At 70.3% G+C, this 22117-nt stretch carries 20 protein-coding genes, 2 tRNA genes and 1 riboswitch; of the genes, 15 read left to right on the top strand and 7 right to left on the bottom strand.

What is annotated here, in order from left to right; all coding sequences use genetic code 11:
• Positions 1-34 precede the first annotated feature (34 nt).
• Positions 35-111, bottom strand: a tRNA-Pro gene (locus AB0H75_RS49155).
• An 89-nt stretch (positions 112-200) separates the two neighbouring features.
• Between AB0H75_RS49155 and AB0H75_RS49150 the strand changes: the two genes are divergently transcribed.
• Both AB0H75_RS49150 and AB0H75_RS49145 read left to right on the top strand, forming a co-directional pair.
• Positions 201-274, top strand: a tRNA-Gly gene (locus AB0H75_RS49150).
• A gap of 191 nt (positions 275-465) precedes the next feature.
• Positions 466-1098: a uridine kinase gene (locus tag AB0H75_RS49145; protein WP_367808808.1), complete on the top strand. Its 633-nt coding sequence runs from the start codon at positions 466-468 to the stop codon at positions 1096-1098.
• Between the two features lie 137 nt (positions 1099-1235).
• Here the strand turns inward: AB0H75_RS49145 and AB0H75_RS49140 are convergent, their stop codons facing one another.
• A complete protein-coding gene (locus AB0H75_RS49140; RefSeq protein WP_367808806.1) occupies positions 1236-1817 on the bottom strand; it encodes an HAD family hydrolase in 582 nt (193 codons plus the stop codon).
• Between the two features lie 99 nt (positions 1818-1916).
• Between AB0H75_RS49140 and AB0H75_RS49135 the strand changes: the two genes are divergently transcribed.
• The 4 genes from AB0H75_RS49135 (at position 1917) to AB0H75_RS49120 (ending at position 6588) form a co-directional block, all read left to right on the top strand.
• Positions 1917-3227: a TrpB-like pyridoxal phosphate-dependent enzyme gene (locus tag AB0H75_RS49135; protein WP_367808804.1), complete on the top strand. Its 1311-nt coding sequence runs from the start codon at positions 1917-1919 to the stop codon at positions 3225-3227.
• Between the two features lie 261 nt (positions 3228-3488).
• The gene (locus AB0H75_RS49130) at positions 3489-4271 is read left to right on the top strand and encodes a DeoR/GlpR family DNA-binding transcription regulator (RefSeq protein ID WP_367808802.1); all 783 of its coding nucleotides are present in this window, start codon (positions 3489-3491) and stop codon (positions 4269-4271) included.
• Positions 4268-5347 carry a galactose-1-phosphate uridylyltransferase gene (galT, locus tag AB0H75_RS49125; RefSeq protein WP_367808800.1) on the top strand — a complete coding sequence of 360 codons (1080 nt, stop codon included), beginning with the start codon at positions 4268-4270 and terminating at the stop codon, positions 5345-5347. Before AB0H75_RS49130 ends, galT begins: the two co-directional genes overlap by 4 nt.
• Positions 5348-5415: 68 nt before the next feature.
• Positions 5416-5555: riboswitch (cyclic di-AMP (ydaO/yuaA leader) on the top strand.
• A 7-nt stretch (positions 5556-5562) separates the two neighbouring features.
• Positions 5563-6588 (top strand): coiled-coil domain-containing protein, encoded by a 1026-nt coding sequence (locus tag AB0H75_RS49120; RefSeq protein ID WP_367808798.1) that lies wholly within the window; start codon positions 5563-5565, stop codon positions 6586-6588.
• A gap of 53 nt (positions 6589-6641) precedes the next feature.
• On the opposite strand, the gene AB0H75_RS49115 is transcribed toward AB0H75_RS49120, so the two are convergent.
• From AB0H75_RS49115 to AB0H75_RS49100, 4 genes are read right to left on the bottom strand one after another with little or no spacing between them, the layout of a single operon-like run.
• Complete coding sequence (locus tag AB0H75_RS49115; RefSeq protein ID WP_367808796.1) at positions 6642-7319, bottom strand: response regulator; 678 nt, start codon at positions 7317-7319, stop codon at positions 6642-6644.
• Complete coding sequence (locus AB0H75_RS49110) at positions 7316-8596, bottom strand: sensor histidine kinase (RefSeq protein WP_367808794.1); 1281 nt, start codon at positions 8594-8596, stop codon at positions 7316-7318. The genes AB0H75_RS49115 and AB0H75_RS49110 overlap by 4 nt, the downstream gene beginning before the upstream one ends.
• A 23-nt stretch (positions 8597-8619) precedes the next feature.
• Positions 8620-9405 carry an ABC transporter permease gene (locus AB0H75_RS49105; protein ID WP_367808792.1) on the bottom strand — a complete coding sequence of 262 codons (786 nt, stop codon included), beginning with the start codon at positions 9403-9405 and terminating at the stop codon, positions 8620-8622.
• 26 nt (positions 9406-9431) lie between these two features.
• Positions 9432-10352: an ABC transporter ATP-binding protein gene (locus AB0H75_RS49100; RefSeq protein WP_367808790.1), complete on the bottom strand. Its 921-nt coding sequence runs from the start codon at positions 10350-10352 to the stop codon at positions 9432-9434.
• Between the two features lie 301 nt (positions 10353-10653).
• Between AB0H75_RS49100 and AB0H75_RS49095 the strand changes: the two genes are divergently transcribed.
• Genes AB0H75_RS49095 through AB0H75_RS49085 form a run of 3 tightly spaced genes read left to right on the top strand, consistent with a single transcriptional unit; the run spans position 10654 to position 12611 of the window.
• Positions 10654-11319 carry a hypothetical protein gene (locus tag AB0H75_RS49095; RefSeq protein WP_367808788.1) on the top strand — a complete coding sequence of 222 codons (666 nt, stop codon included), beginning with the start codon at positions 10654-10656 and terminating at the stop codon, positions 11317-11319.
• 33 nt (positions 11320-11352) lie between these two features.
• Positions 11353-12099: a hypothetical protein gene (locus tag AB0H75_RS49090; protein ID WP_367808786.1), complete on the top strand. Its 747-nt coding sequence runs from the start codon at positions 11353-11355 to the stop codon at positions 12097-12099.
• Between the two features lie 11 nt (positions 12100-12110).
• Positions 12111-12611 (top strand): DinB family protein, encoded by a 501-nt coding sequence (locus AB0H75_RS49085; RefSeq protein WP_367808784.1) that lies wholly within the window; start codon positions 12111-12113, stop codon positions 12609-12611.
• A gap of 27 nt (positions 12612-12638) precedes the next feature.
• Here the strand turns inward: AB0H75_RS49085 and AB0H75_RS49080 are convergent, their stop codons facing one another.
• Complete coding sequence (locus tag AB0H75_RS49080) at positions 12639-13121, bottom strand: ATP-binding protein (protein WP_367808782.1); 483 nt, start codon at positions 13119-13121, stop codon at positions 12639-12641.
• Positions 13122-13355: 234 nt separating this feature from the next.
• Here AB0H75_RS49080 and AB0H75_RS49075 point away from each other — a divergent pair, with 234 nt between their 5' ends.
• The 6 genes from AB0H75_RS49075 to AB0H75_RS49050 all read left to right on the top strand — a co-directional run bounded on the left by AB0H75_RS49075 (position 13356) and on the right by AB0H75_RS49050 (position 21707).
• Positions 13356-14222: a helix-turn-helix domain-containing protein gene (locus AB0H75_RS49075; RefSeq protein ID WP_367808780.1), complete on the top strand. Its 867-nt coding sequence runs from the start codon at positions 13356-13358 to the stop codon at positions 14220-14222.
• A gap of 252 nt (positions 14223-14474) precedes the next feature.
• A complete protein-coding gene (tig, locus tag AB0H75_RS49070; protein WP_367808778.1) occupies positions 14475-15860 on the top strand; it encodes a trigger factor in 1386 nt (461 codons plus the stop codon).
• Between the two features lie 406 nt (positions 15861-16266).
• Positions 16267-16899: a ClpP family protease gene (locus tag AB0H75_RS49065; RefSeq protein WP_367808776.1), complete on the top strand. Its 633-nt coding sequence runs from the start codon at positions 16267-16269 to the stop codon at positions 16897-16899.
• Positions 16900-16910: 11 nt separating this feature from the next.
• Positions 16911-17534 carry an ATP-dependent Clp protease proteolytic subunit gene (locus AB0H75_RS49060; RefSeq protein ID WP_367808774.1) on the top strand — a complete coding sequence of 208 codons (624 nt, stop codon included), beginning with the start codon at positions 16911-16913 and terminating at the stop codon, positions 17532-17534.
• 186 nt (positions 17535-17720) lie between these two features.
• Complete coding sequence (gene clpX / locus AB0H75_RS49055; RefSeq protein WP_367808772.1) at positions 17721-19004, top strand: ATP-dependent Clp protease ATP-binding subunit ClpX; 1284 nt, start codon at positions 17721-17723, stop codon at positions 19002-19004.
• A gap of 138 nt (positions 19005-19142) precedes the next feature.
• Entirely contained in the window at positions 19143-21707 is a 2565-nt protein-coding gene (locus AB0H75_RS49050; RefSeq protein ID WP_367808770.1) for a valine--tRNA ligase, read from the top strand.
• Positions 21708-22117: the final 410 nt, after the last annotated feature.

Below are 22117 nucleotides of genomic sequence, written 5' to 3'. Positions count from 1 at the left end.
AAGGCCCCTTCCGAATCGGGAGGGGCCTTTGAGCTGGTCGGGGCGACAGGATTTGAACCTGCGACTTCTTGCTCCCAAAGCAAGCGCGCTGCCAAGCTGCGCCACGCCCCGTACCGCCGAGTGCGCATGCGCTCCGGGACTCCGGTACGCTTACGCCCTGACGACCGGATGAAGTCTAGACCAGAGTTCGACCGGTTCGCGCGGACGTAGCTCAATGGTAGAGCCCTAGTCTTCCAAACTAGCTACGCGGGTTCGATTCCCGTCGTCCGCTCCAAAGCCTGAAAGGCCAGGTCAGCCCGATGGGTGGCCTGGGCGCGGGGCAGGGGGTGCCCCGGAGAAACCCGGCCGCCTCCTGCTTCCGGAAACCTCCGCGAGCGAGCCGGGCGTACGGTGGCGCCGGTCGCACGCGCCTGTGTGCCCCGGTCGCCGGCGGCCGGCGGTGCGGGTGATCGTAAGCTGGGGGCGATGATGCGCGCGCGACCGATCTCCCGGGACGTCCTCGTCGAGGAGCTGGCCGAGCTGATCGCCGGGCGGCCCCGCGAGGCGTGGGTGCGGGTGGCCGTGGACGGCGCGCCCGCCGCGCGGCCCGGGGCGCTGGCCGACGAGCTGGTCGCGCCGCTGCGGCTGCGCGGGCGGCCCGTGCTGCGCGTGTCCGCCGCGGACTTCCTGCGGCCCGCCTCGCTGCGGCTGGAGCACGGCAGGACCGATCCCGACGCCTTCTACGAGGACTGGCTCGACGTCAAGGCGTTGCGGCGGGAGGTGCTGGAGCCCCTGGACGCGGGCGGCTCGGGACGGCTGCTGCCGGCGCTGTGGGACAGCCGGGTGGACCGGGCCTACCGGGCCCCTTACGAGGAGCTGCCGCCGGGCGGGGTGGCGCTGGTGGACGGGACGCTGCTGCTGGGGCGCGGGCTGGCGTTCGACGTCAGCGTGCACCTGTGGTTGTCCCCGGGCGCGCTGGAACGCGGGACGCCCGAGGAGGAGCGGTGGCGGCTGCCCGCCTACGAGCGGTACGAGCGGGAGGCCCGCCCCCAGCGCACGGCCGACGTCGTGGTCAGGACCGACCACCCCGACCGCCTGGCCGTCCTGGCCGCCGATTGACCGAAACGGCCCACCGGCCGAGCGAAGCGACCCGCCGGTCGAGCGAAGCGACCCGCCGGTCGAGCGGAGCGACCTGCCGGTCGAGCGAAGCGACCCGCCGGTCGAGCGGAGCGACCCGCCGGCCGAGCGGCAACGGCTCACCGGCCGAGCAGAGCGTCCAGGGCGGCCACGGCCTGCGCGTTGTCCCGGTACAGCACCGCCCGCATGCCGACCCGCCTGGCCCCCGTCACGTACGCCGCCACGTCGTCCAGGAAGACCGCTTCCTCGGGCGCCACGCCCAGCCGCTCGCACACCAGCAGGTACGCCCGCGGATCCGGTTTGGCCAGCCCGGCCTCGTGCGAGTACACGAGGTGGTCCACGAGGTCGGCGAAGCCGTACGCGGCCTGCTCGCGCTCCCGCGCGCCCACGAAGCTGTTGCTCAGGATGCCCGTCCGGTAGCGGGGACGCAGGTCCCGCAGATAGGCGGTCAGGCCGGTGTTGAGCGTCCCGAGGTATTCGGTCCACACGTCCGCCATGAACGCGTCCGCGTCCGTTCCCAGGAGTGCGGTCAGCTCGCGCTGGACGTCTTCCTCGGTGATCACACCGAGGGCGCCGGCCGCCCAGGACGATGCCATGTGGGTGTCGATGTGCCCGGCGGGCAGCCCCAGCGCGGTCTCCCAGCGCTCCGTGACCCCGAGGCGTGGTGTGAGCTCCAGGACGCCGCCGATGTCGAAGACCACCGCACGGATTTTCCCGCCTTTTTCTTGTGAAGTCATTCAACCACGATAGCGGCGGAAGGCGTACTGGAACAGGGTCCGCGATCGGCGCAGACTGAAGCGGTGACGCCCAGCCACTGGTACAACATCGTTCCCGACCTGCCCGCTCCGCCACCTCCGCCCCTCCATCCCGCCACCCGCGAGCCCGTCGGCCCCGACGACCTGGCCCCGCTCTTCCCCATGGAGCTGATCGCCCAGGAGGTGAGCGCCGAGCGCTACGTCCCGATCCCGGAGGAGGTGGCCGAGGTCTACCGGCTCTGGCGGCCGACGCCGCTGATCCGGGCCCGCCGCCTGGAACGGGCCCTCGGCACGCCGGCCAGGATCTACTACAAGTACGAGGGCGGCTCGCCGGCCGGCTCCCACAAGCCCAACACCGCCGTGCCGCAGGCGTACTACAACGCCCGGGAAGGCGTCCGGCTGCTCACCACCGAGACCGGCGCCGGGCAGTGGGGGTCGGCGCTGGCGTTCGCCTGCTCCCAGTTCGACGTCGAATGCCGGATCTGGATGGTCCGCGCCTCGTACGACCAGAAGCCCTACCGGCGCTCGCTCATGCGGATGTACGGGGCCACCGTGCACGCCAGCCCGTCCCCGCTGACCGGCGCGGGCAGCAAGGTCCTGGCCGGCGACCCGGACTCGCCGGGCAGCCTGGGCATCGCGATCAGCGAGGCCGTCGAGACGGCCGCCGCGAGCCCCGACGCCCGCTACGCGCTCGGCTCGGTGCTCAACCACGTGCTCATGCACCAGACGGTGATCGGCGAGGAGGCCATCGGGCAGCTTCCCGAGCCGCCCGACCTGGTCATCGGCTGCACCGGCGGCGGCTCCAACTTCGCGGGCCTGATGTTCCCGTTCCTGCGCGAGAAGCTGGCCGGGCGGCTCGGCACCGTGTTCCGGGCGGTCGAGCCGGCCGCGTGCCCGTCGTTCACGCGCGGCGTGTACGCCTACGACTTCGGCGACACGGCCGGCCTGACGCCGCTGCTCAAGATGCACACGCTGGGGCACTCGTTCGTGCCGGACCCCATCCACGCGGGCGGCCTGCGCTACCACGGCATGTCGCCGCTGTTGTCGCACCTGTACGAGCTGGGCCTGTTCGAGGCGGTCACCCGTACCCAGAACGAGTGCTTCGCGGCCGGTGTCCGCTTCGCCCGCACCGAGGGCATCGTCCCGGCGCCGGAGCCCACCCACGCCCTGGCCGAGACGATCGCGGAGGCGTTGCGCTGCAAGGAGAGCGGGGAGGAGAAGGTGATCCTCACCGCGCTGTGCGGCCACGGCCACTTCGACCTGGCGGCCTACGACCGCCACCTGGACGGCCGGCTGGAGGACTTCACGCTGCCGCAGGAGCGCATCGACCGGGCGCTCACCGAGCTTCCGTCCTGACCTGGAGGACCGGGTGGCCGCCGGGCGGCCACCCGGTCTCTAGCGTGCGGTGGGGCGCTTGCCGTGGTTCGCCTTCTTCTTCTTGCGCGCCCTGCCCTTGCGTGCTCGCCTGGCCATGAGCCCGCCTCCCGTCGATGAGGTTCCCGGCATGATCTCCCACCGTCCCTCCGCCGCGCCGACCAGGCAAGCGGTCCGCCGGAACTAACATTCCTCCAACATATCCGTGTCATAATTTGGTGGAATCTGTTGGAAGGAGCAGGGGTGCTCGCACAGCAGCGTCAGCAGGCGATCCTGGAACGCGTACGCAGCAACGGTGGCGTCCGGGTGGCCGACCTCGTGCGCGAGCTCGGCGTCTCCGACATGACCATCCGCCGCGACCTGGAGGTGCTGGCCGAGCGCGGCCTGCTGGAGAAGGTGCACGGCGGCGCCACCGCCCTCGGCCCCGGCTCGACCGAGGAGCCGGGCTTCACCGCCAAGTCCGCCCGCCAGCAGCCGGAGAAGCAGGTCATCGCGCGCCGCGCCGCCCAGCTCGTCCGGCCGGGCACCGCCGTCGCGCTGTCGGCGGGCACCACCACGTGGGCGCTGGCCCACCATCTGATCGGCGTGCCCGAGCTCACGGTGATCACCAACTCGATCCCCGTCGCCGACGTCTTCCACCGCAACCCGCGCGCCGACCGCACGGTCGTGCTGACCGGCGGGGTCCGCACCCCCTCGGACGCCCTGGTGGGCCCGGTCGCCGTGGCCGCGATCCGCCGCCTGCACGTGGACACGCTCTTCCTCGGCGTCCACGGGATGAGCGTGCGGGCCGGCTTCACCACGCCCAACCTGCTGGAGTCCGAGACCGACAGGGAGCTGGTGACGGCGGCCAACCGCCTGGTGGTGCCCGCCGACCACACCAAGTGGAACACGGTCGGCATCAGCACCATCGCCGAGCTGAGCGAGGCGGACGTGGTCATCAGCGACGCCGGGCTGCCGCAGGAGGCACGTACGGAGCTGGCCGACAGGGCCGGCGAACTCATCATCGCGGAAGAGGGCACGCTGTGAAGCGCACCATCACCCACCTGGCCGACGGCCGGGAGCTCATCTACTTCGACCGTCGTGACGACGCCGACCGCGGCGCGGTGGACCGGCGCGAGCTGGGCCCCCGCCCGGTGGCGTCCGAGCTGCGCTACGACCCGCTGACGGAGGAGTGGGTCGCGATCGCCGGGCACCGGCAGACGCGGACGTTCCAGCCGACCGGCACGGCGGCGGAGTGCCCGTTGTGCCCGTCGTCGGGGGACCGGCTCACGGAGATCCCGGCCTCCGACTACGACGTGGTGGTGTTCGAGAACCGCTTCCCCTCTTTTTCCGGAAATTTTGCGACTTATGAGGATGTGGGTGGGCTGAGTGCGGTCCGGCCCGGCGCGGGCCGGTGCGAGGTCGTCTGCTTCACCCCCGACCACGACTCCAGCTTCTCCCGCCTGTCCGACGACGGGGTCGAGCTGGTCATGGAGGCATGGGCCGACCGCACCGCCGAGCTGTCCGGCATCGAGGGCGTGGAGCAGGTGTTCTGCTTCGAGAACCGGGGCTCGGAGATCGGCATCACGCTGGCGCACCCGCACGGGCAGATCTACGCCTACCCGTACGTCACCCCGCGCACCAGGCTCCAGCTCGGCGCCGCCGCCCGCCACCAGGGCCCGGGGAACCTGTTCGCCGACGTCCTGGCCGCCGAGCGGGCCGCCGGCACGCGGGTGGTGGCCGCCAACGAGCACTGGACGGCGTTCGTGCCGGCCGCCGCGCGCTGGCCGTTCGAGGTGCACGTGTACCCGCACCGGCAGGTGCCCGACCTGCCGGCGCTGACGGAGGCGGAGCGGGCCGCGTTCGCGCCGCTCTACACCTCGGTGCTGCGGGCCTTCGACGGGCTGTTCGGGGTCGTGATGCCGTACATCTCGGCCTGGCACCAGGCGCCCGTGCGGGAGGGGCGGGAGCTGGCGTACCTGCATCTGGAGCTGTTCAGCGTCAGGCGGGCGCCCGGGAAGCTGAAGTACCTGGCCGGATCGGAGTCGGCGATGGGCGCGTTCGTCAACGACGTGCTGCCGGAGGAGGCGGCCCGCATGCTCCGATCACAACTTGATCACTAATAGATTTCTACTTAAGGTCGCATGAATCGTGATCTACCACTAACATCCCGATATGCACCGGTGGTCACAACCGTTGCACGCCTAATCCCGGGCGCGTCGCCCGGGAGCCGGGGACCCACCGCACCTGGGGTGAATCCACTTCGGTGGTAGGGACGCACTCTCACGCCCGAACCCGTCAGCTAACCCGGCCGGCAGAGGGAGAGGAACCCGAGTACGTGGCGGCTTCGCCCCCCGCACCCCAGGCCATCGGCTCCGGCCTCGCCGCCACCGGCCTGATCGCCGCCCTGGTCGTCGGCACGGTCGCGGCCCTCCCGGCGGCCCCGGCGCGGGCCCAGGTGGCGGCGGTCGCGCCGAAACCCACCGCGCTGAAGCTCACCGCGCCGAAGCCCACCGAGGCCCAGCTCCGCGCCCAGCTCAAGCGGCTCAACACCAAGGTCGACAAGCTCATCGAGCAGTACAACCTCAAGCGCGTCGAGCTGGCCAAGGCGCAGGAGGCGGCCGGCGCGGCGAAGGAGCGCCTGGCCGCCGCCGACCGCACGCTGGCCACGACCGAGCAGCGCGTCGCCGAACTCGCCCGGCTGCGCTACCAGAACGGCAACCCGCCGGTGCCCGGCTTCATGCTGGACGGCGCCAGCGCGGCAGTCCTCGACCAGCTCACCGCCGAGCAGCAGGCGCTGGTGCAGAACGTGGCCAAGGCCCGCGACGAGAAGAAGAAGGCCGCCGCCGAGGCCGAGGCGCTGACGGACAAGATCCGCGACGACGCGGCGGACGTGGCGGAGCAGCGCGACGAGGCCGAGGACGTCATCGACGACATCAAGGAGAAGCTGGCGGACCTCGTCCCGTACGCCGGCGGCCGCACGTCCAACGGCACCTGGGCCCCCGAGCTGCCGGCCGGCGCGGACAACATCACCCCGCGCACCCGCCTGATGCGCGAGCAGGTACGCAAGAACTTCGCGCTGCCGTTCTCGGTGGGCTGCTTCCGCTCCGGCGCCGGCGGCGAGCACCCGCTCGGCCGCGCCTGCGACTTCATGATGAGCACCGGCGGCAGCATGCCCACCGCCGCCAACGCCGCCCTGGGCGACCGCCTCGCCGCCTGGGCCCTGCAGAACAAGGACAAACTCGGCGTCAAGTACGTGATCTGGAAGCAGCGCATCAACTCGGGCTCCGGCTGGCGCCCGATGTCCGACCGCGGCAGCATCACCGAGAACCACTACGACCACGTGCACATCTCGATGAACTGAGACCAGGGCCAGGGAGGCCAGGGTCAGGGAGGTCAGGGTCAGGGAGGTCAGGGTCAGAACCGCCGGGGAGCCCGCGGGACGAGCAGCCCCCGGTTGAACGCCTCGCTGACGGCGGCGGCCCGGTCGCCCACGCCGAGCTTGGCGTAGATGTTCAGAAGGTGGCTCTTGACCGTGGCCTCGGTGATGAACAGCCGGGCGGCCGCCTCGCGGTTGGTGTTCCCGGCCGCCACGAGCTCCAGGACCTCCAGCTCCCGCCGGCTGAGCAGGTGCGGCGGGGGTGTCCTGACCCGGTTCATCAGCCGTGCCGCCACCGAGGGGGACAACACGCTCTCGCCCCTGGCGGCGGCCCGCGCGCCTCGCAGCAGCTCCTCCCGGGGGGAGTCCTTGAGCAGGTAGCCGGTCGCGCCCGCCTCGATCGCCGGGAGGACGTGGGTGTCGGTGTCGTAGGTGGTCAGCACCAGCACGCGCGCGGTGACGCCGCACCTGGCCAGCTCGTGGATCGCGGTCAGCCCGTCCATGCCCGGCATGCGCAGGTCCATCAGGATCACGTCGGGGCTGAGCTCCTGGGCGAGCCGTACGGCCGTGGCGCCGTCCGCGGCCTCGCCCAGCACCTCGAACCCGGGCGCGGAGGCGAACATGCTGCTCAGCCCGTCCCTGACGACGGGATGGTCGTCCGCGATCACCAACCGGATCGGGGTTCCGGCCGCCGGCTCGGCCGCGTGATCGGTCATGCGTGGCTCCCTGCCGGCAGCGTGGGGACGCGGGCCGAGATCCCGGTGCCGGCGCCGGGCTCGGACTCGATCTGTAAGGTCCCGGACAGCCCTTCGACGCGCTGCCGCATGATGGCCAGGCCGAATCCGCCGCCGCGGGACGGCGGCCGCGACCCGCCGTCCGTGGCCGTACCGGCTCCGAGACCCTCCGGATCGAAGCCCCTGCCGTCGTCGCGCACGTCCAGTGCCACCTCGTGCTCCAGGTAGGACAGCGTCAGCCCGACCCTGGTCGCGTGCGCGTGCTTGGCCACGTTGGCCAGCGCCTCCTGCGCCGTGCGCAGCAGCGCGAACTCGGCCTCCGGTGCCATCGGCCGCGCCGTGCCGGTCGTCGTGACCCGGACGGCGAGCCCGTGCAGCTTCGACCACCGGCCGGCGACGTCGGCGAGCGCGTCGCCCAGGCGGGCGCCCTCCAGCGGCTCGGGCCGCAGCGCGTCGACCGAGCGCCGGGCCTCGGCCAGGCTCTCCCTGGCCAGGCCCTTGACGGCGTCGAAGGGCCGGCGCCACAGCGCCGGGACCTCGTGCATCTGCTCGGCCGCCTGGAGCTGCGCGATGATCCCGGTCAGCCCCTGCGCCAGGGTGTCGTGGATCTCGCGGGCCATCCGCTGGCGCTCGTCGAGCACCCCCGCCTCCCGGGCCTGGGCGAGCAGCTGGGCGTGCAGGCCGGCGTTCTCGGCGAGCGTCGCCTCCAGGAGGCGATTCGTCCGGCTCAGCTCCTCAAGGGTCTGCTCGCGCCGATCCTCCTCCTTCTCGGCGAGCCGCAGGACCCAGGCGCAGCCGCACATCATGGCGATGTTGAAGGCGACGACGGTCACGTAGAGCGTCAGGCCGAGCCCGGTCGTCGTGTCCACGCTGGAGGCCTGTGCGCCACCGGCCAGGACCGCCGTGGCGGCCACGCCCAGCAAGCGCCACGGCCAGCGCAGGACCGTGAAGGAGTAGATGTAGGCGGCGGGGGTGAAGAGCCCGAACACGGGATGACGGATCACCAGGACCGCGGTGATCGCGAGCAGCCCCGCGACGAACACCCCCATGATCCGTGGCCGGTCCCGCAGGCCGGGGCGCAGGGTGAACATGCCGAGCATCCACGCGGCGGCCAGCCCGCACAGGCCGAGGTCGATGAGCAGGGAGCCGCCCGCCCAGCCCTCCGCGATCATCAGGACCGCCACGAGGAGCGCCAGCAGCGCGTACGGCACCACGTTGACCAGAAGGAACGGCGGCTGCCGTGCGATCTTCCCGCTCAAGACTCCCACTCCCCGCGGAGATTCTATTCCCAGCGGAACCAGCGGACCGCGGCGAACGCGCACACCACCGCATAGGCCGCCAGGGTCAGCAGCGGCACGGCGGACGGGAAGTGACCCAGGTACGCGTCCTGGAACGCCCCCATGCCCGCGCCGAGCGGGGTGTAGTGGGCGATGCTCCGCAACAGCGGCGGCATCTGCGAGATCGGTACCCAGAGTCCGGCGAAGAACATCATCGGGAAGAACAGCACCGTGCCGATCGCCGTGGCCGGGCCACGCCCGGGCGCGAGGGCGGTGATCAGCAGGCCGATCGCGAGCAGCGCGGCCGCCGCGAGCAGCCAGGCGAGGGCGAAGCCGAGCGGGTGCCCCGGGAGGTCCACGCCGAAGCCGAGCCGGGCCACCGCCAGGAACAGGACCATCGCGACGACCGCGATGGCGAGGTTGGCCACGAGCTGGGCGGCGAGCACGCGGGCCGGGCCGACCGGCGTGGTCCGCATGCGCCGCAGCACGCCGTTCTCCCGGTAGCCCGCGAGCGTGGTCGGCACGGAGGCCGTGGCCAGGATGGCCAGGTTGAAGAGGATCAGAACAGGGACGTAGAGGTCGAAGTACGTCAGGCCGCCGCCGGTCTCCACGGGCTGCCGCAGATCGGGGACGCTGCCGAGGACGACCAGCAGGACGAGCGGGAAGCCGATGCCCCAGAGGGGGGCGACCTTGTCCCGGACGCACAACGTGCTCTCGGCCTTGACGAGCCGCCACGTCGCGGAGCCTCGCCCGGCGGTGACGGGAGGTGCGGTGGTGCGCAGGGCTGACATGGGTATGAGGTCCTCTCCGTGACGCGTTAGCAGGAGCCGGGTTCGAGGCGCTTGCCGGTCAGATGGACGAAGGCGTCCTCCAGGCTCGCCTGCTCGACGCGTAGCCGTTCGGCCACGATCCGGTTGCGGGCCAGCACGGTGGTGACGGCGTTGAGCGCGTCGTCGTCGCCGTTGACGATGACCAGGTCACCGCGGCGGGTGACGCCGGAGACGCCGGGCAGGCTCGCCAGCAGGCGGTCGTCCATCGGCCTGGACGGGCGGAACTGGATCCGCTGCCCGACGCGCGCCCGCTCGGTCAGGCCGGCCGGGGTGTCCACCATGACGACGCGGCCGGCGTCGATCAGCGCCAGCCGGTCGCACAGCCGCTCGGCCTCCTCCATGAAGTGGGTGACCAGCACGATCGTCACGCCGCGGGAGCGCACTCCCTCGATCAGGTCCCAGGTGTCGCGCCGGGCCTGCGGGTCGAGACCGGTGGTGAGCTCGTCGAGGATCGCCACCCGGGGGTTGCCGACGAGCGCCAGCGCGATCGAGAGCCGTTGTTTCTGGCCACCGGACAGCTTGGCGTACCTGGTCCTCGCCTTGGCCGCCAGGCCGAGATCGTCCAGCAGCGCCCGCCAGTCGGCGGGCTCGGGGTAGAACGAGCTGTACAGCTCCAGGGCCTCGGCGACCTGCAGCCGCTCGGGGAGGTGTCCTGCCTGCAATTGGACGCCGAGCGCCCGGGTCAGCTCGGCGCGGTCCCGGAGGGGGTCGAGCCCGAGCACCCTGATCTCGCCGCGGTCCGGCGTGCGGAGGCCCTCGACGCACTCCACGGTCGTCGTCTTGCCCGCGCCGTTCGGGCCGAGGATGCCGAAGATCTCACCCTCCTGGACGGTGAGCGAGACGTCATCGACCGCGATCTTGTCGTCGTAGCGTTTGTGAAGGTTGCGTACCTCGATCACTGGTGGCATGCGCGCGTCCTTTCAGGCTCGGCCCATCCGCGATGGGTGCGTTCAGCCTGCTACGACCAGCCCTTCTCCCGGCACCGCCCAGGAGACGGGACCTGGCCGCCGGACGGCGGAGGCGCCGGCCCGGCCGGTCGGTGGGGGCGATCCACCGATCGGTGGACCACCACCCGGGCGGGGCACGTGGGGGACCGGCAGGACCGCTCGACGACGCGGCCTCCGCCCGCGTACGAACGAGGACCGGGTGAAATTCCGCCGCCCCCGCCGGACGAGCGGGAACTCCAGGTTGTGGCTAGGATGCCCAGCCATGATCACACGCGTGTTAGCCGGCGCCGCCGCGGGAGTCCTCGCCCTCTCCGGCACCGCCCTCTCCGGTACCGCCACCGCCGAGCCCGTCACCGGCGTCCCCGACCTGACCGCCAGCAAGCTCTACAAGGCGCCCAAGCTCGCCAAGACCCGCTGCGCCGCGAAGAAGGGCACGACCAGGGCCGCGACCGAGAAGTACATCCGCACCCTGGCCGGCTGCCTGGGCAAGGCCTGGCGCGCGGACGCCGTCAAGGTCGAGATCAGTTACGAGAAGGACGGCGAGAAGAAGTACAAGAGCTGGCCGTTCCTGACACCCGAGGGGATCTACGTCGGCCTCGCCGACGACTGGGTGCGCTCCAAGAGTGACACGCCCGTCTTCCAGGGCGTGGCCACCGTCTTCGGCGAGGTCGTGCTGATGCGGGCGGGCATCACCACGGCGGCCAGGACGCTCGATTACGGCGGCGACGAGAAGGTGCTCAAGGAGCAGGAGCGCCGCTACGCCTACCAGCGGGACTGCCTGGCCGGCGCCGCCGCCAGGGCCCTCGGGCGGCCGGCCAAGGGCTGGAGGCTGAAGGGCAACGAGGTCTACTGGTTCGGCCAGGGGTACAAGGCGGGGGGCCCCAGCGCCTGCAACACCTGGAAGGCGCCCTCGTCCAAGGTGGCCTGAGCCGCGAGGGCCCGCTGAGGGCATGCTGAGGGCATGCGGCTGTTCGCGGACGACCCGATCTCCCGTCCCCTCACCTATCCCGGCCGGATCCCGGCGACGTCGGGCGTGCTGCTGGACGCCGCGTACCTGCCGCTGCGGCCCGCCGCCGGCCGCGGCCCCGAGGAATGGGACGCCGGGGGGCATGTCCTGGCCGACCTCCTGTCCCGCGGCGGGTTCGCCCCCATGACGGAGCGCCACCCGGTCGCGGCCGTCGGCTCGAACGCGGCGCCCGGCCAGCTGCTCAGGAAGTTCCGCGACCACGCCGTACGCCCGGTCGTCCCGATGACGCTCGCCGACGTGCCGGGCATCGCGCCCGGCGTGTCCGCTCATGTCAGCAGATGGGGGTACGTGCCCGCCGCGCCGATCGGCACGCCGGGGGAGACCTCGCGGCTGTTCGTGCTCTGGCTGGACGAGCGCCAGCTCGCCGCCCTCGACCTCACCGAGCCCAACTACGCGCGCCGCCCGCTGAGCCATCCCGTCACCCTGGAGTCCGGCCTGCGGCGCCCGCCCGTCTCGGTCTACACCGGCAGGCACGGCTGCCTGGCCGGCCCCGGCGGGCGTCCCCGCCGCCTGGCCCCGCAGCGCGCGCTTATCCAGGAACTCCTCGACGCCTCTCCAGCGCTGCGGCGGCTCTGCGGCGACACGCCCGGCGCGTTCGTCGCCGCCGTACAGGACGACACCGTCCGCGCGGCCGTCTACCGCGTCCTGCAGAACGGACATCGTGTCCAGAACGCGCGATAAGGTCGGTCCTCATGACAGACACCCGTATCCCGCCCCCGCTGACCGGCGACGAGCGCACCGTCCTCGGCAACTGGCTCGAATGGCACCGCGCCACCCTCGCCGTCAAGTGCGACGGCCTGAGCGACGACCAGCTGCGCCTGCGCAGCGCGCCGCCCTCCACCATGTCCCTGCTCGGCCTGGTCCGGCACATGGCGAACGTGGAGCGCGCCTGGTTCCGCCGGGTGCTGAACGGCGAGGACGTCCCGAAGTTGTGGGACAAGGAGCGCGACAACGACGCCGACTTCAAGGAGGTGGACACCGCCTCGGTGGCGGAGGCGTTCGCGACGTGGCGGGAGGAGATCGACCTGGCCCGCGCCGTCTCCGCCGCCAAGCCCCTCGACGCCGTGGGCGACCACCGGGGCCGCGCGTGCACGCACCGCTGGATCCTCGTCCACATGATCGAGGAGTACGCGCGCCACAACGGCCACGCCGACCTGCTGCGCGAGCGTATCGACGGCGTCACCGGCGAGTGAGGGCCCCCTGAGAACCGGAACGAGCGGTCAGGGCTCGGCGCGGAAGAGCGCCCACACGGCCTTGCCGCCGCGGGCCAGCCGGTCCCAGCCCCAGCTCTGGCTGTAGGTCTCGACGATGTAGAGCCCGCGGCCGTTCTCCGAGACGAAGTCGGGCTCCTTGCGCCGCGGCACCTCGTCGCTCGGGTCGGCCACGGCCAGCAGCACGTGGGGCGAGACCCGCATGAGCAGCAGCTCGATGTCGCGCCGCCCGGCCGCCCGCATCGCGTACCTGACCGCGTTCGTCACCAGCTCGGAGACCACCAGCGCGGCGTCGTCGCTCAGGTCGTGCAGGCCCCAGTCCCGCAGGGTGGAGCGGGTGACGTCCCTGGCGGTCTTCACCGAGTCGGCCTGGAAGGGCAGCGGGCACGAGGTCGTGTACGGCTTCCCGCCCTGGCCCATGAGCAACTGGTCGAAGCCGACCTCGCGGGTGATCTGCAGGCAATCGGCAGTGGCCAGAGGATCCTCTACCATGCCGCCGATACCTCCCCGTAAAGCCTTGGTCAGTGCATGTTTGGCCCAGAATGCACTAAGCCATCATGGGTCACGACGGCGGCAGCTGCAAGACCCAAATGCACGTGCAGCTGCAAGTTGCACTAGTAAGTCACTTTTTGCGGTTTAGGCGACCGAATCGGACGCCCGGTTGAGACCTTGTCATACCAGCCGATGTGGTGTCACTGTGTGGTGCGGACCTTGATAGGAGGCAAAGTGACGCAGAACCAGCCGGGTTCCGGACCGACGGCGCTGCGCATCCTCCTGGGCTCCCAGCTGCGTAAGCTCAGGGAAGCGAAGAACGTCACCCGCGAGGAGGCCGGCCACCTCATCAGGGGCTCGGAATCCAAGATCAGCCGCATGGAGCTGGGCCGGGTGGGGTTCAAAGAGCGTGACGTGGCGGATCTGCTGACCTTGTACGGGGTCGTGGACCAGCAGGCCCGCTCCGCCGTGCTCGACCTGGTCGCCACCGCCAACGAGCCGGGCTGGTGGCACCGGTTCAACGACGTCCTGCCCACGTGGTTCCAGGCGTACGTCGGCCTTGAGGAGGCCGCCACCAGGATCAGGACCTACGAGGTCCAGTTCGTGCCAGGACTGCTGCAGACCAAGGAGTACGCCAGAGCCGTGGTGACCGCCGGGGCGGCGGGCATCGGGACGGAGGAGATCTCCAGAAGGGTGGATCTCCGGCTGGAGCGCCAGAGGATCTTCGACCGGCCGGACGGGCCGATCTTCTGGGCGGTGATCGACGAGGCCGCGCTGCGGCGCCCGATCGGCGGCGCCGAGGTGATGAAGGCCCAGCTGGAGCACCTCATCGACCTCATGCGCCAGCCCAACATCACGATCCAGGTCATGCCGTTCAGCTTCGGCGGGCACAGCGCGGAGGGAGGGGCGTTCAGCATCCTGCGCTTCCCCGACCCCGACCTGCCCGACGTCGTGTACGTCGAGCAGCTGGCCAGCGCCCTCTACCTCGACAAGCGCGAGGACGTGGACCGCTACACCGAGGTCATGGAGCGGCTGTGCGCCGTCAGCACCATGCCGGACGAGACGACCGACCTGTTGCGGGCGATCGCCGACGAGTTCTGACCCGCCGGGCCGGACCCGGAGGCACCGAGCCCGGCCGGGCGAGCCGGGGCGGGAGGAGTCCTGACGGGGTGCTGACAGCCTTCTGACCCCGAGGGCGTCGTCGTTGGGTGTGCATCTGCCCTAGACTGGACCACCGGCGTTGGATGCCGCCGTTGCGGAGCATGCCCAACGCCGCTCATGTGGGCGCGGCGCGTGAGCCGACCGAATGGGCGCGCCCGCGATCACTCGTAGCTTGATCAAGGAGACCATTCCGTGAAGACCGCTGTCGAGGAGCTCAGCCCGACCCGGGTCAAGCTCACTGTCGAGGTGCCGTTCGACGAGCTGCGCCCGAGCATGGATGCGGCGTACAAGAAGGTCGCGCAGCAGGTGCGCGTCCCCGGGTTCCGGCCTGGCAAGGTTCCGGCCCGCATCATCGAGCAGCGCTTCGGCCGGGCGGTCGTCCTGGAGGAGACCCTCAACGACGCCGTGCCCAAGCTGTACGGCCAGGCCGTCGACGAGGCCGACGTGTTCCCGGTCAGCCAGCCCGACATCGAGGTCACGAAAATCGATGACGGCGAGCAGATCGAGTTCACCGCCGAGGTCGACATCCGGCCCAACTTCGAGGTGCCCGACTACCAGGGCATCGAGGTCACCGTCGACTCCGCGGAGGTCACCGACGAGGACGTCGACCGCCAGCTCGACGCGCTGCGCCAGCGCTTCGCGACGCTGACCGGCGTCGAGCGGGCGGCCACCCGCGGCGACTACGTCGTCATGGACCTGCGCGCCGAGATCGACGGCAAGAACATCGAGGAGCAGGCCGCCAGCGAGGTCTCCTACGAGGTCGGCGCAGGCTCCGTGCTGCAGGGCCTGGACGACGCGCTCGAGGGCATGTCCGCGGGCGAGGAGAAGAGCTTCAAGACCGAGCTGGTCGGCGGCGAGAACGCCGGCGAGGAAGCCGACGTCATCATCAGCGTCAAGTCGGTCAAGGAGAAGGTCCTGCCCGAGCTGGACGACGAGTTCGCCCAGCTCGCCAGCGAGTTCGACACCCTCGACGAGCTCAAGAACAGCATCCGCGAGCAGGCCCGCCGCAACAAGCTCATCGAGCAGGTCGTCCAGACCCGCGAGAAGGCCCTCGACGCGCTGCTCGACCAGATCGACATCCCGCTGCCCGACAGCGCGCTCAAGGCCGAGGTCGACGCCCGCAAGCACAACCTCGACCACCAGGTGGCCGAGAGCGGCCTGAGCCGCGACGCCTTCTTCCGTCTCTACCAGACGACGGAGGAGGAGCGCTTCGCCGAGTTCGAGAAGAACTCCGCCCGCGCGCTCAAGGTCGGCTTCGTGCTCGACAAGATCGTCAAGGCCGAGGAGCTGGGCGTCTCCGAGCAGGAGCTGACCAACTTCGTCGTGCGCCGCGCCATGGAGATGGGCGTCCAGCCCAACGAGCTGGCCAAGCACCTGGCCGACAACGACCAGCTCACGCTGGCCATGATGGAGATCGTCCGCGACAAGGCCAAGTCCGTGATCGGCGACGCCGCCAAGGTCGTCGACACCGACGGCAACGAGGTGGACCTCAAGGCCATCTACACCGAGATCAACGGTGAGCCGCCGGTCGAGGAGGAGGCCGCCGAGGCGCCCGCCGAGGAGAAGACCGAGGCGTAGGCGCCCCGCGCCGCACACCTGAGGGCACCGCGCCGCACACCGGCCCGGCCCGCCCGCGAGCCCCCGGACCGCCGTCCGGGGGCTCCGCCGTATCGGGAGGGGGCCGAGACCGGCGCGAAACGGGCAGAAAAGAGCCATGCGGCGGTGGCGGCCCTGAGGCGGCTCTGGCCGGGCGTACGGCGGCCGCCGTCTTCCGGCCGCCGCGACGCGCCCGTGCCGCGCGATCCGCCTTCTCAGCGCGCTGCAGGGACATCCCGCTCATCACGCCCTTCCCCGCCCCGGCATCCGCAAGGGCCCGGCATGCGCCGTCAGCGAACAGTACGGCAGAGCGGGCATGACCTGTAGGCGGCGCGCGTTAAGGTCACAAGCAAAGCCAATCGATTACGACGCATCGGAAGGTGACGCTGTGACCAGCCCGCCGACCTTCTATCAGCCTGAGTCTCGAGGCCGTGAGAACGGCTCCGCCTTCCGGCTTGAGGACCAGCTTTACCAGCGCCTGCTCCGGGAGCGCATCATCGTGCTGGGGCAGGAGGTCAACGACGAGATCGCCAACCGGATCTGCGCCGAGCTGCTGTTGCTCGCGGCCGACGACCCGGTCCGCGACATCACGCTCTACATCAACTCGCCGGGCGGCTCGGTGAGTGCCGGCATGGCGATCTACGACATGATGGAGTACGTGCCGAACGACGTTTCCACGGTGGTCATGGGCATGGCGGCCTCGATGGGCCAGTTCCTGCTCACCGCGGGCGCCAAGGGCAAGCGTTACGCCCTGCCGCACGCGCGGGTCATGATGCACCAGCCGTCGGGCGGCATCGGCGGCACCGCCGCCGACATCGCCATCCAGGCGGAGCAGATGCTCTACGTGAAGAAGACGCTGGCCGAGCGGATCGCCTTCCACACGGGGCAGCCGCTGGAGCAGATCGAGGCCGACTCCGACCGTGACCGCTGGTTCACGGCCGAGGAGGCCAAGGACTACGGCTTCATCGACCACGTCGTCCGTAGCGCGCGGCAGGTGCCGTCGCAAGGACCGGTCTCCTAGGGGGAGCAACTGTGAACATCGAAAGTCGCTACGTGCTCCCGCAGTTCACGGAGCGCACGTCGTACGGGACCAAGACGATGGACCCGTACACGAAGCTGTTCGAGGATCGCATCATCTTCCTCGGCGTGCAGATCGACGACGCCTCCGCCAACGACGTCATGTCGCAGCTGCTGACGCTGGAGTCGCTCGACCCCGACCGTGACATCAGCATCTACATCAACTCGCCGGGCGGTTCGTTCACCGCCATGACGGCGATCTACGACACGATGCAGTTCGTCCGGCCGGAGATCCAGACCGTCTGCCTCGGCCAGGCCGCCTCCGCCGCGGCCGTGCTGCTGGCCGGCGGCACCCCGGGCAAGCGTTTCGCGCTGCCCAACGCCCGGGTGCTGATCCACCAGCCGTCCACCGAGGGCGGCGGCCAGGGCAGCGACATCGAGATCCAGGCCCGCGAGATCCTCCGCATGCGCACGCTGCTGGAGGAGATCATGGCCCGGCACACCGGTAAGACCTCCGCCGAGATCCGCAAGGACATCGAACGCGACAAAATTCTCAACGCGGACGAGGCAAAGGCGTATGGTCTGATCGACGACATCATCCCGTCCAGGAAGAAGCGCGCTCAGGCCGTCGCTTCCTAGACGAGACGTGACGCACCGGAGCGCTGCCCAATAGGGCACGTTCCGGTGCGACTCGCCGCTAGGGGGCTCACTGAGGGCCCAGAAGACGGTAACGTCGAAACCTGAGCGGTTCGGCCAAGTCCGGAGGATGTCCGGAGACACTGCTCTCGCGAGAGCAGGGCGGTCCCACGCAAAGGAGTATCTGGGGTGGCACGCATCGGCGACGGGGGAGACCTGCTGAAGTGCTCTTTCTGTGGAAAGAGTCAGAAGCAAGTCAAGAAGCTCATTGCCGGTCCAGGCGTCTACATCTGCGATGAGTGCATCGATCTCTGCAATGAGATCATCGAGGAGGAGCTCTCGGAGTCCTCCGAGCTCAAGTGGGACAACCTGCCCAAGCCGAGGGAGATCTACGAGTTCCTCGACGCCTACGTCATCGGTCAGGACAAGGCGAAGAAGGCGCTCTCGGTGGCGGTCTACAACCACTACAAGCGGGTGCAGTCCGGTGACCGGGGCAGAGACGACGGCCTGGAGCTGGCCAAGAGCAACATCCTGCTGCTCGGGCCCACCGGCTCCGGCAAGACGCTGCTGGCGCAGACCCTGGCGAAGATGCTCAACGTGCCCTTCGCCATCGCCGACGCCACCGCGCTCACCGAGGCCGGCTACGTCGGCGAGGATGTCGAGAACATCCTCCTCAAGCTCATCCAGGCCGCCGACTACGACGTCAAGAAGGCCGAGACGGGCATCATCTACATCGACGAGGTCGACAAGATCGCCCGCAAGAGCGAAAACCCGTCGATCACCCGCGACGTCTCCGGTGAGGGTGTGCAGCAGGCGCTGCTGAAGATACTGGAAGGCACCACGGCGTCGGTGCCTCCGCAGGGCGGCCGCAAGCACCCGCACCAGGAGTTCATCCAGATCGACACGACCAACGTGCTGTTCATCTGCGGCGGCGCGTTCGCGGGTCTGGAAAAGATCATCGAGTCGCGCATCGGCAAGAAGGGCATCGGCTTCAACGCCGTCATCCGGTCGAAGGAAGAGATCGACACCGCCGACATCTTCGCCGACGTCATGCCCGAGGACCTGCTGAAGTTCGGCATGATCCCCGAGTTCGTCGGCCGCCTGCCGGTCATCACCTCGGTGCACAACCTCGACCGCGAGGCGCTCATCCAGATCCTCACCGAGCCGCGCAACGCGCTGGTCAAGCAATACCGCAAGCTGCTTGAGCTCGACGGTGTGGAGCTGGAGTTCACCGACGGCGCTCTGGAGGCCATCGCCGACCAGGCCATCCTGCGCGGCACCGGCGCCCGCGGCCTGCGCGCCATCCTGGAGGAGGTGCTCCAGTCCGTGATGTACGAGGTGCCCTCCCGCCAGGACGTCGCCCGCGTCGTCATCACCCGCGAGTCGGTGCTGGAGCACGCGATCCCGACGCTCGTCCCGCGCGACCAGCTCGCCGTCAAGCAGCAGCGCACCCCGCGCGAGAAGTCGGCCTGACCGGGCCGTCAGACCAGGCCGGGCGCCCCGTGGCAGCACGCCACGCGGGCGCTTTCGGCATTCAAGGGGGACATTTCGGGAACGCTTTCGCGCGAGCGGGGCATTTCCAGCCTGCCGCCCTCCCTAGAATTGGTCACTGTGACAACGCCAGAGCTGCCTACTCAATACACACCGGCCGACGTCGAGACCCGTAGCTACGAGCGCTGGGTATCCCGAGGCTACTTCGGCGCCGACCCGGGCAGCTCGCGCGAGCCGTACAGCATCGTCCTGCCCCCGCCCAACGTGACGGGCGTCCTGCACATCGGGCACGCGCTCGACCACTCCATCCAGGACGCGCTCACCCGCCGCGCCCGCATGCAGGGCCGCGAGACCTTGTGGCTGCCCGGCATGGACCACGCCGGCATCGCCACCCAGAACGTCGTGGAGCGCGAGCTGGCCAAGGAGAGCCTGTCGCGGCACGACCTCGGGCGCGAGGCGTTCGTCGAGCGGGTCTGGCAGTGGAAGGAGGAGTCCGGCGGCCGGATCCTCGGCCAGATGCGCAAGCTGGGCGACGGTGTCGACTGGTCGCGCGAGCGCTTCACCATGGACCCGGGCCTGTCGCGGGCCGTCCAGACCATCTTCAAACGCCTGTTCGACGACGGGCTGATCTACCGCGCCGAGCGCATCATCAACTGGTGCCCGCGCTGCCACACCGCGCTGTCCGACATCGAGGTCGAGCACAGCGAGGACGAGGGCGAGCTGGTCTCGATCCGCTACTCCGACGACCTCGTGGTCGCCACCACCCGCGCCGAGACCATGCTCGGCGACACCGCCGTGGCCGTCCACCCCAACGACGAGCGTTACGCCCACCTGGTCGGCACCATGGTCGAGCTGCCGCTCACCGGCCGCATGATCCCGGTGGTCGCCGACGAGCACGTCGATCCGGCCTTCGGCACCGGCGCGGTCAAGGTGACCCCGGCCCACGACCCCAACGACTTCGAGATCGGCCGGCGCCACTCGCTGCCGTCCATCTCCGTCATGGACGAGCGCGGCGTGATCACCGCGCACGGCCCGTTCGAGGGGCTCGACCGCTTCGAGGCCCGGCCCGCCGTCGTGGCCGCACTGCGCGCCGAGGGCAGGATCGTCGCCGAGAAGCGTCCCTACCTGCACGCGGTCGGCCACTGCTCGCGCTGCAAGACCGTCGTCGAGCCGCGCCTGTCGCTGCAGTGGTTCGTCAACGTCGCGCCGCTGGCCAAGGCGGCCGGTGACGCCGTTCGCGACGGCCGCACCCGCATCCACCCGCCGGAGATGGCCAAGCGCTACTTCGACTGGGTCGACGACATGCACGACTGGTGCATCTCCCGCCAGCTGTGGTGGGGCCACCGCATCCCGGTCTGGTACGGACCCGACGGCGAGGTCGTGTGCGTCGGCCCCGACGAGGACCCGCCCGCCGGCTACACCCAGGACCCCGACGTCCTCGACACCTGGTTCTCCTCCGGGTTGTGGCCGTTCTCGACGCTGGGCTGGCCCGACCACACGCCGGAGCTGGAGCGCTTCTACCCGACCTCCGTGCTCGTCACCGGCTACGACATCCTGTTCTTCTGGGTGGCCCGGATGATGATGTTCGGGCTGTACGCCATGGACGGCGAGCCGCCGTTCCGCACCGTGGCGCTGCACGGCATGGTCCGCGACCAGTACGGCAAGAAGATGTCCAAGTCGTTCGGCAACGTCGTCGATCCGCTCGACTGGGTCGAGCGCTTCGGCGCCGACGCCACCCGCTTCACCCTGCTGCGCGGCGCCAACCCCGGCGCCGACGTCGCGGTGAGCGAGGAGTGGGCGGCCGGCTCGCGCAACTTCTGCAACAAGATCTGGAACGCCACCCGCTTCGCGCTCATGAACGGCGCGGCCACCGGCTCGCTCGACGGCGCCGAGCTGACCGCGGCCGACCGGTGGATCCTGTCGCGCCTGCAGACCGTCATCGGGGCCGCGGACGCGGCGCTGGAGGAGTTCGAGTTCGCCAAGGCCGCCGACCTGCTCTACCACTTCGCCTGGGACGAGGTCTGCGACTGGTACCTGGAGCTGGCCAAGATCCAGCTCGGGGAAGGGCTCGACCACACGCGCCTGGTGCTGGGCAACGTGCTCGACGCGCTGCTGCGGCTGCTGCACCCGCTGGTGCCGTTCGTCACCGAGGAGCTGTGGCGGGCGGTGACGGGCGGGGAGTCGATCGTCGTGGCCCCGTGGCCGGTCGCCGACTCCCGTTACGCCGACCCGGCCGCGGAGGCCGAGATCGTCGCGTTGCAGGAGCTGGTGACGGAGGTCCGCCGGTTCCGTTCCGACCAGGGGCTCAAGCCCGGCCAGAAGGTGGCCGCCCGGCTGGGGTTGGCCGGCACGCCGCTGGCCGGCCAGGAGACGGCGGCCAGGTCGCTGCTGCGCCTGACCGAGCCCGGGGAATCCTTCACCCCCACGGCGCGTTTGGAGGTGGGCGGGGTGAGCGTCGAGCTCGATACCGCCGGTGCCATCGACGTCGTGGCCGAGCGCAAGCGGCTGGAGAAGGATCTCGCGGCCGCGCGCAAGGAGGCGGCGCAGGTGGCCGCCAAGCTGGGCAACGAGCAGTTCATGGCCAAGGCACCCGAGAACGTGGTCGCCAAGGTCAGGGGCCGGGCCGAGCAGGCCGCAGCCGACATCGCGCGGCTGGAGGCACAGCTCGCCGGGCTCGGTGTTTGAACCGTACGATCGCGGGGAAGGTCCATTCGTTACCGAAGATGGACCTTCCACGTCCGTAGGGCTGCTACAGTTTTGTCCGCAGGGCGATCAGTCCTGACACTCCTCGCAACGAACCCCGGCTATCGGGCTGGGTCCGACCAGGTGGTTGGACAAGAGCCGAAAGTTGGAGTAAGTTATGAGGGTTGCCTCGGCAAGGGGCAAGTCCGGAAGCTCCCGGAACGGGCGGTTTGACAAGGATCGTCCGGATCGGGTAAGCTGAAGGAAACGAGATGTCGCCTCCCGCACCAGGGCTCGCAAAGCTTCTGGCAGGGACGTACGCGTCCGTTTCTTGAGAACTCAACAGTGTGTTAAAAGCCAGTGCATGTGCAACACATGTATCACCCCGTCATTTGATTGACGGAAATTTCTTG

This window comes from Nonomuraea sp. NPDC050783 (assembly GCF_040802095.1).
Taxonomy (GTDB): domain Bacteria; phylum Actinomycetota; class Actinomycetes; order Streptosporangiales; family Streptosporangiaceae; genus Nonomuraea.
Note: the sequence above shows the minus strand (reverse complement) of the source record. Positions and strands in the feature narration are given on the sequence as shown.

What these genes read in the sequence shown, in the direction of transcription:
- AB0H75_RS49145 (WP_367808808.1), top strand. Translation starts at nt 466, where the DNA reads ATGATGCGCGCGCGACCGATCTCCCGGGACGTCCTCGTCGAGGAGCTG.
- AB0H75_RS49115 (WP_367808796.1), bottom strand. Translation starts at nt 7,319, where the DNA reads ATGACCGATCACGCGGCCGAGCCGGCGGCCGGAACCCCGATCCGGTTG.
- AB0H75_RS49080 (WP_367808782.1), bottom strand. Translation starts at nt 13,121, where the DNA reads ATGGTAGAGGATCCTCTGGCCACTGCCGATTGCCTGCAGATCACCCGC.
- AB0H75_RS49105 (WP_367808792.1), bottom strand. Translation starts at nt 9,405, where the DNA reads ATGTCAGCCCTGCGCACCACCGCACCTCCCGTCACCGCCGGGCGAGGC.
- AB0H75_RS49090 (WP_367808786.1), top strand. Translation starts at nt 11,353, where the DNA reads ATGCGGCTGTTCGCGGACGACCCGATCTCCCGTCCCCTCACCTATCCC.
- AB0H75_RS49100 (WP_367808790.1), bottom strand. Translation starts at nt 10,352, where the DNA reads ATGCCACCAGTGATCGAGGTACGCAACCTTCACAAACGCTACGACGAC.
- AB0H75_RS49095 (WP_367808788.1), top strand. Translation starts at nt 10,654, where the DNA reads ATGATCACACGCGTGTTAGCCGGCGCCGCCGCGGGAGTCCTCGCCCTC.
- AB0H75_RS49085 (WP_367808784.1), top strand. Translation starts at nt 12,111, where the DNA reads ATGACAGACACCCGTATCCCGCCCCCGCTGACCGGCGACGAGCGCACC.